Origin of the sequence: Phenylobacterium sp., from assembly GCF_037968635.1 — a bacterium.
GTDB lineage: Bacteria > Pseudomonadota > Alphaproteobacteria > Caulobacterales > Caulobacteraceae > Phenylobacterium.
This window is the reverse complement of the sequence record NZ_JBBKVV010000189.1, coordinates 12,238-27,947: the sequence shown is the minus strand read 5'-3', so window position 1 is coordinate 27,947 and position 15,710 is coordinate 12,238. Positions and strand designations below refer to the sequence as shown.

The following is a 15,710-nucleotide window of genomic DNA, read 5'->3' as shown; positions in this document are numbered from 1 at the left end:
GGGCGGGGGTGGGCCGGTGGGCATCGCCTGGGAATCGGGACTGATCGCCGGCCTCGCCCAGGGCGGAGTGGATCTGGGCAAGGCCGACTTCATCATGGGCACCTCGGCGGGCTCCTTCGTGGGCGCGCGCCTGGCGTTGGGGTCGGAGGCTGCGACCTTGGCCGATCCGATCCTGGTCGAGCCTCCCCTCGCGTCACGCCCAGAGGGGCAGGCCAAGCCCACCCTACCCGGCGCGCCCACCGACCTTTCCGTGCTGGTGAAGATGATGGCCGAGGCCCAGGCCGGAGTCCGCGATGCCCAGGAAGTTCGCGCCGAGATCGGCGCCTTCGCGCTGGCCGCCCAGACCCCGGACGAGGCGACTTTTATCAAGAGCTTCGGCCACTCGTTCGCGGGGCTTCCCGACGACGCCTGGCCCGAGCGCGGATTCGCCTGCTCGGCGGTCGACGCCCTGACCGGTGAATTCAAGATGTGGACCAAGGACAGCGGCGTGGGCGTCACCCGTGCCGTAGCCTCCTCGTGCAGCGTTCCGGGCATCTACCCGCCGGTGACGCTCAACGGCCGCCGCTATATCGACGGCGGCATGCGCTCCACGATCAACGCCGACCAGGCCCTGGGCTATGACCTCGTCGTCGTGGTCCAGGTGCGCGGCGGCGCCACCGCCGGTGCGGCGGCCGAGGCCGTGGCCGCCCGCGTGGAGGCCGAACTCGACGTCTTGCGCCAAGGCGGCGCCAAGGTGGTGTTGATCGGCCCCGACGCCGGCAGCCAGGCCGCCATGGGCCTCAACCTTATGGACTTCCGCAAGCGCGCCGAAGCCGCGCGGGCTGGTCTGGCTCAGGGCTTGGCCCAGGCGGCGTCGCTGAAGGCGGCCTGGGCCGCCTAGCCGTTCCGCTTCACAAAGGCCCGGATGGCGGCGATCACCTGGTCCTGGTGGTCGGGCGTCAGATAGGGGTGCATGGGCAGGCTCATGACCTTCTCCGCCGCCGCGTCGGTCACCGGCAGGCCGCCGGGGGCGGGGTAGTGCGAATAGACGTCCTGGCGATGGATCGGGATCGGATAGTAGACAGCGCTGGGGATCTCGGCGGCCTTCAGGTGAGCGACGAGGCCATCCCGGTCTTCCGTCTCGATCGTGTACTGGGCCCAGACACTGACCCCGCCCGCGATTACCTTGGGCACGCCGACCACGTCGCCGAGGCCTGCCGCATAGCGATCGGCGACCACATTCCGTGCACGGATCTCATCTTCGAAGATGGTCAGCTTCTGCAGCAGCACCGCGGCCTGGATGGTGTCCATGCGGCTGTTCATGCCGATTCGCATGTTCAGGTACTTGGGGTCGTGGTCGAAGGTCTTGCCGGCGATGTCGGACTTCACCGCCTGGCCGTGAACCCGCAGAGAGACCAGCAGGTCGTGCAGCCGCTCCTCCTTGCAGAGCACCGCCCCCCCGTCGCCGTAGCAGCCCAGCGGCTTGGCCGGGAAGAAGCTGGTGGTGGTGACGTCGGCCCAGTGGATCGGGTGCTGGCCGTTCAGCGTGCAGCCGAACCCTTGCGCGGAGTCGGCGATCAGCTTCAGGCCATGCTTCTTCGTCACCGCCGCGATGGCCGGATAGTCAGCGGGCTGGCCGAACAGGTCCACCGCGATCACCGCGCGGGGGGTCAGCTTGCCCTGCGCCTTGATGGCCTCAATGGCGGCGTCCAGCTTCACCGGGTCAAGATTGTAGGTATCGGGCAGCACGTCGACGAACACCGGCGAGGCGCCCACCAGGGGCATGACCTCGGCTGTGGCCGCGAAGGTGAAGGACGGGCAGAAGACGGCGTCGCCGGGGCCGATGCCCCAGGCCATCAAAGGCAGCTGGATGGCTTCCGTACCCGACCCGCAGGATAGCACGAAGGGCGCCTGGCCAAACGCGCCGAGCTGCTTTTCCACCTCACCGATCTCGGGTCCCATGATGTAGGCGCCCGAGCGCACCACCTTGAGGATCGCGTCCTCCAGGGGCTGGCCGAGGCGCGCGCGTTGGGCCTGGAGGTCGATGAACGGAATCGGCATGGCGGAAGGGTCCCGGGTCACGAAGCGGCGCGCTTCATGACACGGGGAGTCTAGCCAAGCCAAACACGCTTGTTTTCGAAAAATTGCGGGGAGGGCCCCTCTCCCGCCAGCGGGAGAGGGGATGAACCCTAGATCTGACGGGCGCGGCCTTCCCAATAGGGGGCGCGGACCTTGTTGCGTTGGATCTTGCCGGCTTCGGAGCGCGGCAGGTCGGTGACGAAGTCCAGGCCGCGCGGCACCTTGTAGGCGGCCAGCGTCTGGCGACCGAAGTCCAGGATCTCCTGGGCCAGCTTGTCGGAGGGTTCATAGCCGGGCTTCAGCATGATCACGGCGCGGACCTGCTCGCCCCACTCGTCGTGGGGGATGCCGACAGTGGAGCTATCGGCCACCGCGTCGTGCTTGATCAGTTCGTTGTCGATTTCCTGCGGGTAGATGTTCACCCCGCCCGAGATGATGGTCTCGGCGTTGCGGCCGGTGAGGAACAGGTAGTCGTCCTCGTCGAAATATCCGACGTCGCCCATGGTGAAGAAGCCGTCGCGCCGGTTGGCGTTGGTCTTGGCCTCGTCCTTGTAATAGGTGAAGCCGCCGGTGGGCGGGAGCTGGTGGTAGATGCCGCCAGGCACGCCTGGAGGCAGGACGTTGCCTTCCTCGTCCAGGATGCGGACTTCCAGCAGCATCGGGCGCTTGCCAACGCTGCCGGGCTTCTTGAGCCATTCGTCGGAGGTGATTGTGAAGCCGGCGCCGCCTTCCGAGCCGGCATAGTACTCGCTGAGCACCGGGCCGAACCACTCGATCATGGCGTGCTTGACCTCGGGCGGGCAGGGGGCCGCGCCGTGGACCACGTACTGCACGTGGCTGATGTCGTACTTGGCCTTCACTTCCGGCGGCAGCGCCAGAAGGCGCTGGAACATGATGGGCACCAGGTGCAGGTGCGTGACCTTGTGTTCGGAGATGGTGCGCAGGACGTGCTCGGAATCCCACTTGTCGATGAAGTGCAGCGGAACGCCGGCGTTCATCGCGGCAGAGACGTCGAAGGCCAGCGGGGCGGCGTGATAGGCGGGACCGGCGCACAGTTGCACCGAGGTCTCCGGGTCATAGCCGCGCATGGCCAGCATAGACGGCGGGATCACCGCGGCCTGGGGGCGGAACACGCCCTTCGGACGGCCTGTGGTGCCCGAGGTGTACATCATCTGATTGCCGCGAACGGGGTCGGGGATGTCCGAACCGTCGTGCTCGGCGAGGGCAGAGTCGTAGTTGGTGAAACCGGGAATCTCGCCGCCCACCGACAGCTTGATAAGCAGATCAGGGCATTCGGCGGCCGCCGGCTGGGCGGCGGCGACGCGGGACTCGGCCACCAGGGCCTTGGCCTCGCAATCCTTGATGATGTAGGCGATCTCATCGATCGTCAGGTGCCAGTTCACCGGAGTGATGCGCAGGCCGCTGCGCTGGGTGGCGGCGATGGTCTCGACGAATTCGGCCCGGTTGGAGCAGAGCAGAGCGACGCTGTCGCCGGCCTTCAGGCCTGCCTGGCGCAGGGCGCGCACCAGCTTGTTGGCGTTGGCGTTAACCTCGCCGAAGGTCTTCACCCGCCCGGACGGATCAATCACCGCCGCGCGGTTGGGGGCTTGCGACGCCCAGAAGGCGACGGTCATGCCGTCGACGGCCGAGGCGTCCAGGGCCGCGGTAAAATCCTCAGCCGTCTTCAAATCTTCCATCTCAAATTCCTCCCGTCGCCCGGTGGCCGGCTACGGCTTTCACGCGGTGCAATCAATTTTGTAGGTCCCGGCGCGGGGTTTTGTCGGCGATCGCGGGCGCAATATGTCCGCGAGGGTGACCGTTCCGTTCCGGAAACCCACCATCACACGGCTTGCCCCGCCCGACAACGCCCCCGGAAATCCGGACGGCGGCCGGATGTGGACCGGGCGCTTGGAACCGCCTTCGCCGCAGATTTGGGAGCCCAAAACCAACTTGGCCGTTGTGTGCTGTCGACGACGGTGCGTGACGACGCGCGCCGGTAGGATCGTCCACCGTTGGAACCACGCGAGTAGGCGCTTGACTGTTCAGACCAAATTCCCCGCGGAGCTCGCCAGCACTGGCGTGGCGGGCCTCGACGACATTTTGCGGGGCGGGCTGGCGCGCAACCGTGTCTACCTGATGGAGGGCACACCCGGCACCGGCAAGACCACCGCGGCCATGCAGTTCCTGATGGCCGGCGCGGAGGCCGGGGAGACCGGCCTCTACATCACCCTCTCTGAGACCGAGGAAGAACTGCTGGGCACCGCCACGTCCCACGGCTGGGCGATGCCGGACCTGGTGAAAATCTTTGAGCTGATTCCACCGGAGGATCTGCTGGATGAGCAGCAACAGCAGAGCCTGCTCTACTCCTCCGACCTGGAGCTGGGAGAGACCACCCGGATGATCTTCCAGGCGGTGGAGGAGGTGAAACCCACGCGCGTGGTGATCGACAGCCTGTCGGAAATCCGCCTGCTGGCCGGAGGCTCGCTGCGTTACCGCCGCCAGATCCTCGCGTTGAAGCACTACTTTTCACGGCACGGGGCCACCGTGCTGATGCTGGACGACATGACCACCGACGCCAACGACAAGACCGTCCACAGTGTGGCCCACGCCGTGATCCGGCTTGAGGAGCTGGCCCCGGTCTATGGCGCCGAGCGACGCCGCCTGCGGGTCGTGAAGTACCGCGGCCAATCGTTCCGTGGCGGCTTCCACGACTTCATGATCCGGCACGGGGGTCTGGATGTCTTCCCGCGCCTGATCGCGTCGGAACACCGCGTCGAGTTCAAGCGCGAGACCCTGGCCAGTGGGGTGGTCCAGCTCGACACCCTGCTCGGCGGTGGTGTGGCGCGGGGGTCAAGCACCCTGGTGCTCGGCCCGGCCGGTACGGGCAAGTCTCTGTTGGTGATGGAGTTCGTGGTGGCGGCGATCAAGCGCGGCGAGAAGGCGGCCATGTTCATCTTCGACGAGGAACTGGGCCTGCTGTTCGCCCGCGCCAAGGGCCTGGGGATCGACCTGGAGGCCATGCGCGACTCCGGGGCCCTGCTGATCGAACAGGTGGACGCCGCCGAACTTGCGCCGGGCGAGTTCACCCATCGCGTTCGCAACTGCGTCGAGAAAATGCACCTGCAGACCATCGTGATCGACAGCCTAAACGGGTATCAGGCGGCCATGCCCGAGGAGCAGTTCCTGGTGCTGCACATGCACGAACTGCTGACCTTCCTGAACCGGCGCGGCGCCTCGACCTTCCTCACCGTCGCCCAGCACGGCCTGGTGGGGGACATGAAGGCTCCGGTGGATGTCACCTATCTCGCCGACACCGTGATCCTGCTGCGCTACTTCGAGGCTTCGGGTCGGGTGCGGCGGGCCATCTCGGTGATCAAGAAGCGCACCGGTTCCCACGAGGACACCATCCGGGAGTACCAGATCGACGGTCGTGGCCTCACGGTCGGCGGGCCGCTCGACGGCTTCCAGGGCGTGCTCCGCGGAGTGCCGGTCTATCTCGGTCAGTCAGAGTCCCTGCTGGACGAACGAGTTTGACCACCCTTGCAGCCCTGCGTGAGGAAACCGCCCTCATACTGACGCCGGCCGGCCGCGACGCTCAGATCGCCGCCAGCCTGCTGGGGGAGGCCGGAATTCAGAGCCGGGCCTGCGGCAGCGCCGAGGAGCTGTGCCGGGAGCTCTCGCAAGGCGCGGGCTTCGCTCTTCTGGCCGACAACGCCCTGCACAACGTCGATATTGGTCCGCTCTCACGCTGGGTTGGCGAGCAGCCCCCCTGGTCAGACTTCCCGTTCGTCCTGCTCACCGAGCGCGGCGGCGGGCTTGAGCGCAATCCCCAGGCCTTCCGCCTCACCGAGACCCTGGGCAATGTCATCTTTCTCGAGCGACCGTTTCATCCCACCAGTCTGGTGAGTGTCGCCCGAACGGCCCTGCGCGCCCGCCGCCGCCAATACGAGGCCCGACAGCGGATCGACGAGATCCGGGAGGCCGAACTGCAGCTGGAGCGCAGGGTTGACGAGCGCACCGCTGAACTCGCCGCCGCCAATCGCCAGCTCGTCGCCCAGATCGAAGAGCGGGAAAAGGTCGAGGTGGCCCTGCGCCAGGCGCAGCGGCTGGAGGCTGTCGGCCAGCTCACCTCCGGCGTCGCCCACGACTTCAACAACTTGCTGACCGTCGTGCTGGGCAATGTCCGTCAGCTGGCCAAGGCCGAGACCAACCCCGTCACCCGCCGCCGTCTGGACATGATGGAACAGGCCGCTCAACGGGGCGCCAAGCTCACCGCGCAGCTGCTGGCCTTCTCGCGCCGCCAGAAGCTGGAGCCCCAACTGGTGAACCTGAACCGGACGGTGGAGAGCATGCGCGACCTGCTGCAGAGCACCATGGCCTCTCATGCCCGCATCGAAACCGAACTGCATCCCGACCTCTGGGGGGCGATGATCGATCCGACCCAGATCGAGCTGGTGATCCTCAATCTCGCCATCAACGCTCGGGACGCCATGGAGGTCGGCGGGGTGCTGACGGTCAGCACCGCCAACGCGGTCCTGGGCCAACCGGGCCGCGCAGAGGAGCCGCCCCCCGGCGACTATGTGATGGTGGCGGTCTCCGACACCGGCTCTGGCATGTCGCCCGAGGTGCTGGCCAAGGTCTTTGAACCCTTCTTCACCACCAAGGCTGTCGGCAAGGGATCTGGCCTGGGGCTGTCCCAGGTGTTCGGGCTGGCCAAGCAGTCCGGCGGCGGGGTGCGTATCGACACCGCGCCGGGCGAAGGGACCTCCGTGAAGGTCTATCTGCCGCGCTGTGACGATGTCGCCGCCCCGCGCCCCCTGGCCCGAGAGGCGCCGCTGGCGGTCGATGGCCGTCCGGTTGTCCTGCTGGTTGACGATGACAGCGCCGTGCGCGAGATCACCGCCGGCATGCTCGACGAACTGGGCTATGCGGTGGTGGAGGCGGGCAGCGGCGGCGCGGCGCTGGAAACCCTGCAGCAGCGCCCCGATATCGATCTGATGCTGCTGGACTTCGCGATGCCGGGGATGAACGGCGCCGAGGTGGCTCGGGAAGCCGCCACGCGGCGGCCACACCTACCCGTCGTCTTCGTCACCGGCTATGCCGACGTCGAGGCCCTGGCCCACGCGGGCGAGGCCGGCGTCCTGCAGAAACCCTTCGAGGACCACGAACTGGCCAGCAAGTTGCGGGCTGTCCTCGAAGGCGCGAACCTCTAGCCGAACCTTGCCGCCGCCCAGCGAAGGGCGTGATAGCCGGCCGTGGCGGCGACGGCGGTGACGAAGGTTCCCCACAGGATGTCCGCCACGGTGATCTTCGTGGCCCAGACCTTCATGGTGGCCTGGTTGGTCAAGTCGTAGGTGGCGTAGCACATGGCGCCCACGATGGCCCCGGTGGTCATGGCCTTCGTCCAGGATGTGGCGGGCGACACCGCCAGGAGCATGATCCCCAGGATGTAGACCAGGTAGAAAACCGCCGCGGCCTTGAGGTTCACGTCCTCTGCGAGGATCGGGTTGAGGGTCGGCCGGTAGAGACGCTCATTGCTGAGGGTCAGCCAGACGGCGTCCACCGCGGCGAAGACAAGGCCTGTCGCCAGATAGGCGACGATGTATTTCAGCATTTCAGGCTCCTCAGGCCGGCCGCAGGCGGTAGTGGCTCACGCCCCATTCCGCCCCGCCGCGGTGTCCAAACAGGCCGGCGGTGGCCAGGAAGAACAGTCGCCAGCGTCGCCGCCACAGCACCGCCTGGTCGCCATAGACCTCTCGCAGCACAGGCCGGATCACCGCGGCGTTGCGGTCGTAGTTCTCCAGCCACTGGTTGGCGGTGGTCTCGTAGTGGGCGCCGCTCCAGCGCCAGTCGGCTTCCACTCTGAACAGGTCCGGGAACTGCCGCATCAGGTCATGGCTGGGCATCACCCCCCCGGTGAAGAAGTGCTGACCGATCCAGTCGGCCTCGTCGTTGACGTCGAACCGGTAGGGGGTGGTCTTGTGGGTGAAGACGTGGATGAACATTGCTCCGTCCGGCTTGAGCCAGCTCTTGGCGCGGCTCAGCAAGCCCCGCCAATTGGCCATGTGCTCGAACATCTCCACCGACACGATGCGGTCGAAGGTTACGGGCTGGGCGGCGAAATCGTTCATGTCGGCGGTGATCACCGTCAGGTTGGTCAGGCCCTGCGCCGCGGCGCGGCGACGGATGTACTCGCCCTGACTCCTTGAGTTGGAAACGCTGGTCACCCGTGAGCGCGGCAGATTGCGGGCCATCCACAGCGACAGCGACCCCCAGCCGCAACCGAGCTCCAGGATGTGATGGCCGTCCCGCAGATCGGCATGGGCTGCGGTCTCGGCGAGGGCCTTCTCCTCGCCCTCCTCAAGGGTGACCGCGCCGTCGCCGTAGAGGCAGGAGGAATATTTGAGCTGCGGTCCCAGCACCGCCTCGAAGAAGGCGGCGGGAAGTTCGTAGTGCTGGTCGTTGGCCTCGCCCGTGTGTTCCGCGATCGGGCGTGTCGCCATTTCCAGGGCGAACTGGGCTTCGGCGTCAGCCGGGGCGTCGGCCAGTTGGCGGCGGGCGTTGGCCACCAGGAAATCGACGGCGGCGCGGCGCACCAGGTCGGGCAGAGGCGCGCCCTCGAAGGCTTGGATGGCGTTGGCGACAAGACTCATGGGGCGGCCCTCTGCTGGCTCCAGGAAAGAAGCCTTCAAACGCGATACGGATGCAGCCAGGCGATGGATGCGGCGTTTGCATCCACGGACCTGCGCCTTGCGTAACTCCACCATGTTCGCTCCAGGAGGTCCCGTGACGCCGCAAAGCCCCGACAAGCCGCTCCGCATCGCCGTCGTCGGCGGTGGGGTCGCAGGCCTCTCCGCCGCCTGGATGTTGGGGACCAAACACACAGTCACCCTGTTCGAGGCCGAGAGCCGGCTGGGTGGTCACGCCAATACGGTGGAGGCTCGCGACGTCGAAGGTGTGACCCCGGTGGACACCGGCTTCATCGTCTTCAACCCGCCCAACTATCCCAACTTCACCGCCCTGCTGGCGTACCTGGGGGTGGCCAGTCAGCCTGCCGACATGGCGCTGAGCGTCTCCCTCGACGACGGGGCCTTCGAATATTCCAGCGGCGCGATCTTCGCCCAGAAGCGCAACCTGTTCAGCGCCCGGTTCTGGGGCATGTTGCGGGACGTCAACCGCTTCTATCGACACGGGCCAAAGGACCTCGAGAGTTTGGAGGCGCCGCTGACCTCGCTTGACGACTACCTCTCGCAGAAGGGGTACTGTCAGGCCTTCCGCGATGACCACCTGATCCCTCAGGCCGCCGCCATCTGGTCGACGCCGCTGGCCGCGATCCGCGACTATCCGGCGGCGTCGCTGATCCGCTTCTTCCAGAACCACGGGATGATGACGATCTTCGGCCGTGGCGCCTGGCGCACCGTGACCGGCGGCAGCCGGGCCTATGTCTCCAAGCTCCTCGCCGCCTTCCAGGGCGAAGTCCGCTCAAGCTCCCGCATCCTCTCCATCCGTCGCGACGCTCTGGGTGTCGAACTGCGGGACTCACACGGCCATGCTGAACGCTTTGATCAGGTGGTGATCGCCACCCATGGCGACCATGCGCTACGCCTGTTGGACGACGCCGCGCCCGAGGAACAGCGCCTGCTGTCGGCCTTCAAGTACAGCCGCAACCTGGCGGTTCTGCACACCGACAAGGCCTTGATGCCCAAGCGCCGCAGCGCCTGGACCAGTTGGAACCATATCGGCCGCCGGGCCGCGCCGGGCGAGGGCTGTGTCACCTACTGGATGACCCGTCTCCAGGGCCTGAAGACCGCCACGGACTTCTTCGTCACCCTCAATCCCACCAAGGAGATCGCGCCGGAAGCCGTGGTTCATACCGACGTCTATGACCACCCGCTGTTCGACGCCGGCGCCATCGCCGCCCAGCGGGAGATCTGGTCGCTGCAGGGCGCGCGTCGCACCTGGTTCTGCGGCTCGTATCTCGGCCACGGTTTCCACGAGGACGCCCTGCAGTCGGGTTTGGCTGTCGCCGAGGAGTTGGGCGGGGTCCGTCGACCCTGGAGCGTGGAGAACGAGTCCGGCCGCATCCATCTCGACGCCGCCGCGCCGGTTCCCGCCGAGCAGGCCGCCTGACCATGACCGCCTCCGGCCTCTATTCCGGAGTGACGACCCACACGCGGTTCCGGCCGCGTGGTCACCGTCTGCGCTACGCGATCTTCATGATGCTGCTGGACCTAGACGAACTGCCCGCCCTGGACGCGCGGCTGAAGCTATTCGGCCAGGACCGCTTCCGGCTCACCAGCTTCTGCGAACGCGATCATCTGGACGGGTCGGCCACGCCTCTGAAGGTCCAGGTCGAGGCTCACCTGGCCGCTGCGAGAATCCCCTGCGGCGGTCCCGTCCGCCTGCTCTGCATGCCGCGGATCCTGGGAGGCGTGTTCAACCCGCTCAGCGTCTATTTCTGCCACCGGGCGGACGGCGCGCTGTCGGCCATCCTTTATGAGGTCAGCAACACCTTTGGCGAGCGGCACAGCTACCTGATCCCGGCCCGGGGCCTGGGGGTGATCGAGCAAGGCGCACCCAAGACCTTCTACGTCTCGCCGTTCATGGACATGGACCTGGCCTACGCCTTCCGTATCGCGCCGCCTGGCGAAGATGTCTCCGTCACCGTAGACGTCCATGACGCGCAGGGGCGCCTGCTGGCCGCCAACTTCGCCGGCCAGCGGACCGAACTCACCGATGCGGCCATCTGGAAGGCCTGGTTTGGCCATCCCCTGATGACCCTGGGGGTCATGGCGGCCATCCACTGGGAAGCCCTGAAGATTTGGCGCAAGGGCGAAAAGCTACGTCCCCGTCCCAAGGCGCCGAGGGCGCCCGTGACCGTGATTCCGGCGGCTCAGGTGAGCGCCGCATAGCTCTCCAAGTTTGGGTCCCGAAACATCACCGCAATGATCCCCGCCTATTCGCCGCCTGCGTCAAAACAGGTCTGGCGCGCCTAGGGCGGGCGCCTCAGAATGTTTCCATACTAGACGATGGAAATTTGAGATGAGTGATTCACACCCCTCCCGGCGGGGTGCGGCGTCGGCTGACTCCGAGCCAATCCAAGTCGATGTGAAGACCATGCCCCGCGTATTGCAGCGGATCGTTGGTCTGGCGTTCAACTATCCGTGGCTGGTGGCCCTGGCCATGGCCGCCTCGCTGGGCGCGGCGCTCGCCAGCCTGACGCTTCCACGCCTTCTGGGCCGCGCCGTGGACCAGGCGCACGGCCTGTTGATGCAGGGCGGAGCTCAAGCCGGCGAGGCCCGTCACGCGCTGCTGGTGACTGCGGCCTTCGTGATCGGCGCCACCATCGTGCGCGGCGCCATGACCATGTGGTCGGGCTATCTTGGGGAGCTTGTCAGCCAGAAGGTCGGCCACGACCTGCGCCTGCAGTTCTTCCAGCAACTTCAGCGGCTGTCCTTCGGCTTCCACGACCGCATCCATTCCGGCGACCTGGTCACGCGAGGCATGCTCGACCTGGAGGGCGCGCGGGTCTTCATCCAGGGCGGCCTGATGCCGATCCTGACCCTTGTTCTTCTGCTGGTCTTCGCCTCTTGGCAGATGCTGGCCATCGACCAGACGCTGGGCCTGATCGGCCTGGCCTTTGTGCCGTTCTCGGCCTTGGCTCTGGGCCGCATGGGCTTCCTGCTGCGGGTCACCTGGCTGCGCTTTCAGGAGCTGATGGCCCAGCTGACCTTGACGATGGAGGAGAACCTCCAGGGTATCCGCGTGGTCCGCGCTTTCGCCGGCAAGGTCTTCGAGATGGCCAAGTTCGACCAGGCCTCGGTGGACGCGCTGGCCTACTCCTACAATCGCATCACCCTTCGCTTCCGGGCCGTGGCGGTCATGCAGGTGACCTTCAACGCGTCCATGGCCGGCGTCCTCTGGTACGGCGGACACAAGGTGGCGGCGGGCACGATGAGCGTCGGGACCCTGACGGCCTACCTCACCTACATGACCCTGCTGCAGGGTCCGATCCGCCAGATCGCGATGATCTTCAACGCTGCGGCCCGGGCCACCTCCTCCGGCGCGCGGGTGTTCGAGGTGCTGGACCTGGAGCCGGAGATCGCCGATGCGCCGGGCGCCCAGCCGCTGGCGCCGGCGAAGGGCGTGCTGCGCTTCGAAAGCGTCGACTTCGGCTATGTGCCGGGCAAGCAGATCCTCACCGGCGTCGACTTCGAGGTCGGCCCGGGTCAGACCCTCGGCATCGTGGGGCCTCCGGGTTCCGGCAAGTCCACCATCGCCAACCTGATCCCGCGCTTCTACGACGTGACCGGCGGGGCCATCACCATCGACGGCGTGGACATTCGCGATGTGACCCTGCCGTCCCTGCGCGAGTATGTCGGCCTGGTGCAGCAGGAGGCCTTCCTGTTCGATAGCTCCATCGGCCACAACGTGGCCTATGCCGACCCTTGGGCCGAGGAGGAGCGCATCGTCGGCGCCGCCAAGACCGCCCAGATTCACGAGCATATCGTTGGCCTGCCCGCCGACTACGAGACCCGGGTGGGCGAGCGCGGCGTGGCGCTGTCGGGCGGCCAGCGCCAGCGGATGAGCATCGCTCGCGGCGTGGTGCCGGGCCCCGGCGTGATGATCTTCGACGACTCGACGGCCGCCATCGACGCGGTGACCGAGCGCCGCGTGCGCGACGCGCTTTCCGAGGCCACCCGCACCAAGGCCACCATCATCATCGCCCACCGCCTGTCGTCCCTGATGCACGCCGACCAGATCATCGTCCTCGACGACGGGGTGGTGGTGGAGCGGGGTAACCACGCCCAGCTGCTGAAGGCCGGCGGCGTCTATGCCGACCTCTATGAGCTGCAGTCGCGGTCCGACGCCTCGGCGACCCTCGACGACGTGACCTTGGAAGGGGCGCCCGCGTGACCGATACCGCCGCCAACGCCGCGCCCAAGCGCGCGCCTCGCGCCTCGCTCGGCTCCTCCGAAGGCGACGATGTCTTTGGGACCTTCGACGTCAATGTCGCCCGCCGGTTCCTGGCCTTCCTGACGCCGCACAAGCCGGCCCTGATCACGGCCCAGGTGGCGGTGCTGATTTCGGCGGCCACCCAGGTGGCGGTGCCGGCGATGATCGGCGCAGCGGTCAACGCCGCGGTGGCCAAGGACGGGCCGCTGCTGGATCGCACGCTGATCATTTTCGCCGCCGTCGCCGCAGCCTACGCCACCTTCTTCTTCATCGGCGAGTGGCTGTCCTCCCGCCTGGCGCAACGGGTGATCTTCGACATCCGCCGCAAGATGTTCGCCCACTTCCAGGACGTGTCGCTGTCCTTCATGGACAAGACCCACGTCGGCCGGATCATGGCCCGGCTGCAGGGGGACGTGAACGCGCTCCAGGAATTCCTGGAGAACATGAACGGCGCCATCGGTGACTTCGTCATGCTGTTGGGCATCACCGTCGTGCTGCTGATGACCGATCTGAAGCTCGGCCTGCTGACCCTGACCGTCCTGCCGGCCCTGATCGCCATCCGCGCCGTCTGGCTGCCCTACTCCAAGAAAAGCTTCCGGGTCGCCCGCGACGCGTCCTCCACCGCCAACTCGGCCCTGGCGGAGAACATCAACGGCATCCGCACCGTGCAGGAAAGCCGCCGGGAGGCGCTGAACTTCGAGCTCTACAAGGAGAAGGCCCAGGAGAACTTCACCGCCCAGGTGGGCGCCTCCTGGATGACCCAGATCATGGTCCCCACCGTGGATGTGCTCACCGGCTTGGCCATGGCCATCGTCATCATCGTCGGCGGCAACGCGGTGCTGGGCGGCACGCTGAACGTGGGCGTGATGGTGACCTTCATCCTCTATGTGCAGCGGTTCTTCGAGCCGGTCCGCATGCTGTCGATGCAGTACACCATCATGCAGAGAGCCATGGCCGCCGGGCACCGGATCTTCGAGGTGATCGACGTGCCGGTGACCATCGCCGACAAGCCCGACGCCATCGAACTGAAGGATGTGCCGGCCACGGTCGAGTTCCGCAATGTGACCTTCGGCTACGATCCGGCCCGTCCCATCCTGCACGATATCAGCCTATTGGTGCGGCCCAAGGAAGTTGTGGCCCTGGTCGGTCCCACGGGCTCGGGCAAGACCAGCATCATCGCCCTGACGCACCGCTTCTATGAGGTCGATCAGGGCCAGGTCCTGGTGGGCGGCCACGACGTGCGGGATGTGACCCTCGATTCGCTGGGCGCCAACATCGGCATGGTGCTGCAGGAGCCGTTCCTGTTCACCGGCACCATCGAGCAGAACATCCGCTACAACACGCTCAGCGCCACCAAGGACGACGTGATCGCGGCGGCCAAGTCGGTCAGCGCCCACGAGTTCATCATGCGGCTGCCGGACGGCTACGACACCCAGCTGGGCCAGCGGGGCCGCAACATCTCCATGGGCCAACGGCAGCTGATCAGCTTCGCCCGCGCCCTGGTGGCCAACCCGCAGATCCTGATCCTCGACGAGGCCACGGCCAATATCGACTCCTTCACGGAACAGGCGATCCAGAAGGCGCTGAAGGTGCTGTTCGCCGGCCGCACCTGCATGGTCATCGCCCACCGCCTGGCCACCATCCGCGACGCCGACCGAATCGTGGTGCTGCAGCAGGGCCGCATCCTGGAGCAGGGCAGCCACGACGTGCTGATGAAGACCGGCGGGCTCTACTCGCACCTGTACACCTCGGCCCACGCGTCCTTCGACGACCAGGTGGTGGCGACGACCGGCGACTCTGAGTTCGCGACGCGGACTTAAGCGAGCGGACCACCATCAAGCGTGATGCGGTGCATCAGGCGGTACTGGCCGGGATAGTCGTTCATCGCCTGGTGCCAGGTGCAGCGGTTGTCCCAGATGGCCATCGAGCCCTTGGCCCATTGGAAGCGGTGGACGAACTGCGGCTTGACGGCGTGCTGATAGAGGTAGCCCAGCAGGGCCATGCTCTCCTCGCGATTCCAGCCGACGATGCCGGTGGTGAAGGCCGGATTGACGTAGAGCACCTTCTTGCCGCTGCCGGGGTGGGTGATGACCACCGGGTGGACGGCGTCGGGCACGTCCTTGTTGCCGGCCAGGTCTGCGCGGTCGGTGGCGGCATAGACGCTGGTCTCGCCGAACACGTGCTCGGACGCATGGTGGGCCTTCAGGGTGGCCAGCGTCGCTTTCATGCCGTCGGAGAGGGCGTCATAGGCGGCGTACATGTCGGCGAACAGGGTGTCGCCGCCGGTGGGCGGGGTCTCGATGGCCAGCAGCACCGAGCCCATGGCCGGCGCCATGTCGTAGCTGTGGTCGGTGTGCCAGCCGCCGCCGATGTTGGTGGTCTGCTCGGGGGTCTTCTCGACCTTGGCGATCTCGGGATAGCGCTCGGTCTTGGGGAAGTAGCGGTTGACGACGATGGGGGCGAGTCGCCGGGCGAAGGCGATCTGCTGCTCGGGCGTCATCTGCTGGTCGTGGATGAAGGCCACGCCGCGGTCGAAGACGGCGGCCCGGATCTGGTCGATCTCGGGGTCGGTGGCCCGGTTCAAGTCGACACCCTGAACCAGGGCGCCGCAGCCGTCCAAGGGGCGGATCGAGAGGTCGAGGGTGGTGGTCATGGCGGGCTCCTGTTGAGGAGAGCCTAGGCCTGCGGCTTGGCGG

Annotated in this window: 12 protein-coding genes; 7 read left to right on the top strand and 5 right to left on the bottom strand. The window is 66.9% G+C overall.

Annotated features, from left to right (window positions below):
• The coding region (locus AAC997_RS20155) for a patatin-like phospholipase family protein (RefSeq protein ID WP_340647495.1) at positions 1 to 880 on the top strand (880 nt) is incomplete at its 5' end.
• On the opposite strand, the gene AAC997_RS20150 is transcribed toward AAC997_RS20155, so the two are convergent.
• Positions 877 to 2,040 (bottom strand): DegT/DnrJ/EryC1/StrS aminotransferase family protein, encoded by a 1,164-nt coding sequence (locus AAC997_RS20150; RefSeq protein ID WP_340647494.1) that lies wholly within the window; start codon positions 2,038 to 2,040, stop codon positions 877 to 879. The genes AAC997_RS20155 and AAC997_RS20150 overlap by 4 nt on opposite strands.
• Before the next feature lie 128 nt (positions 2,041 to 2,168).
• Positions 2,169 to 3,755, bottom strand: coding sequence for an AMP-binding protein (locus AAC997_RS20145; RefSeq protein WP_340647493.1), 1,587 nt, complete (start codon positions 3,753 to 3,755; stop codon positions 2,169 to 2,171).
• A 337-nt stretch (positions 3,756 to 4,092) separates the two neighbouring features.
• On the opposite strand from AAC997_RS20145, the gene AAC997_RS20140 reads away from it, so the two are divergent.
• Positions 4,093 to 5,592 carry an ATPase domain-containing protein gene (locus AAC997_RS20140; protein ID WP_340647492.1) on the top strand — a complete coding sequence of 500 codons (1,500 nt, stop codon included), beginning with the start codon at positions 4,093 to 4,095 and terminating at the stop codon, positions 5,590 to 5,592.
• The gene (locus AAC997_RS20135) at positions 5,589 to 7,271 is read left to right on the top strand and encodes a response regulator (RefSeq protein WP_340647491.1); all 1,683 of its coding nucleotides are present in this window, start codon (positions 5,589 to 5,591) and stop codon (positions 7,269 to 7,271) included. Before AAC997_RS20140 ends, AAC997_RS20135 begins: the two co-directional genes overlap by 4 nt.
• On the opposite strand, the gene AAC997_RS20130 is transcribed toward AAC997_RS20135, so the two are convergent.
• The gene (locus AAC997_RS20130; protein ID WP_340647490.1) at positions 7,268 to 7,672 is read right to left on the bottom strand and encodes a DUF2177 family protein; all 405 of its coding nucleotides are present in this window, start codon (positions 7,670 to 7,672) and stop codon (positions 7,268 to 7,270) included. The two genes, AAC997_RS20135 and AAC997_RS20130, sit on opposite strands and share 4 nt — an antisense overlap.
• Before the next feature lie 10 nt (positions 7,673 to 7,682).
• The gene (locus AAC997_RS20125; RefSeq protein ID WP_340647489.1) at positions 7,683 to 8,711 is read right to left on the bottom strand and encodes a cyclopropane-fatty-acyl-phospholipid synthase family protein; all 1,029 of its coding nucleotides are present in this window, start codon (positions 8,709 to 8,711) and stop codon (positions 7,683 to 7,685) included.
• Positions 8,712 to 8,844: 133 nt separating this feature from the next.
• On the opposite strand from AAC997_RS20125, the gene AAC997_RS20120 reads away from it, so the two are divergent.
• From AAC997_RS20120 to AAC997_RS20105, 4 genes are all read left to right on the top strand, one after another.
• Positions 8,845 to 10,188: an FAD-dependent oxidoreductase gene (locus AAC997_RS20120; RefSeq protein WP_340647488.1), complete on the top strand. Its 1,344-nt coding sequence runs from the start codon at positions 8,845 to 8,847 to the stop codon at positions 10,186 to 10,188.
• 2 nt (positions 10,189 to 10,190) lie between these two features.
• A complete protein-coding gene (locus AAC997_RS20115; RefSeq protein WP_340647487.1) occupies positions 10,191 to 10,970 on the top strand; it encodes a DUF1365 domain-containing protein in 780 nt (259 codons plus the stop codon).
• 130 nt (positions 10,971 to 11,100) lie between these two features.
• Positions 11,101 to 12,975: an ABC transporter ATP-binding protein gene (locus AAC997_RS20110; RefSeq protein ID WP_340647486.1), complete on the top strand. Its 1,875-nt coding sequence runs from the start codon at positions 11,101 to 11,103 to the stop codon at positions 12,973 to 12,975.
• Positions 12,972 to 14,834, top strand: a complete 1,863-nt coding sequence (locus AAC997_RS20105) for an ABC transporter ATP-binding protein (protein WP_340647485.1) — start codon at positions 12,972 to 12,974, stop codon at positions 14,832 to 14,834. The genes AAC997_RS20110 and AAC997_RS20105 overlap by 4 nt, the downstream gene beginning before the upstream one ends.
• Here the strand turns inward: AAC997_RS20105 and AAC997_RS20100 are convergent.
• Positions 14,831 to 15,667, bottom strand: coding sequence for a TauD/TfdA family dioxygenase (locus tag AAC997_RS20100; protein ID WP_340647483.1), 837 nt, complete (start codon positions 15,665 to 15,667; stop codon positions 14,831 to 14,833). The two genes, AAC997_RS20105 and AAC997_RS20100, sit on opposite strands and share 4 nt — an antisense overlap.
• Positions 15,668 to 15,710: the final 43 nt, after the last annotated feature.

Bases quoted from the DNA above. Each gene is read 5' to 3' on its own strand.
- AAC997_RS20115 (WP_340647487.1), top strand. From the start codon at position 10,191: ATGACCGCCTCCGGCCTCTATTCCGGAGTGACGACCCACACGCGGTTC.
- AAC997_RS20110 (WP_340647486.1), top strand. From the start codon at position 11,101: ATGAGTGATTCACACCCCTCCCGGCGGGGTGCGGCGTCGGCTGACTCC.
- AAC997_RS20150 (WP_340647494.1), bottom strand. From the start codon at position 2,040: ATGCCGATTCCGTTCATCGACCTCCAGGCCCAACGCGCGCGCCTCGGC.
- AAC997_RS20130 (WP_340647490.1), bottom strand. From the start codon at position 7,672: ATGCTGAAATACATCGTCGCCTATCTGGCGACAGGCCTTGTCTTCGCC.
- AAC997_RS20100 (WP_340647483.1), bottom strand. From the start codon at position 15,667: ATGACCACCACCCTCGACCTCTCGATCCGCCCCTTGGACGGCTGCGGC.
- AAC997_RS20145 (WP_340647493.1), bottom strand. From the start codon at position 3,755: ATGGAAGATTTGAAGACGGCTGAGGATTTTACCGCGGCCCTGGACGCC.
- AAC997_RS20125 (WP_340647489.1), bottom strand. From the start codon at position 8,711: ATGAGTCTTGTCGCCAACGCCATCCAAGCCTTCGAGGGCGCGCCTCTG.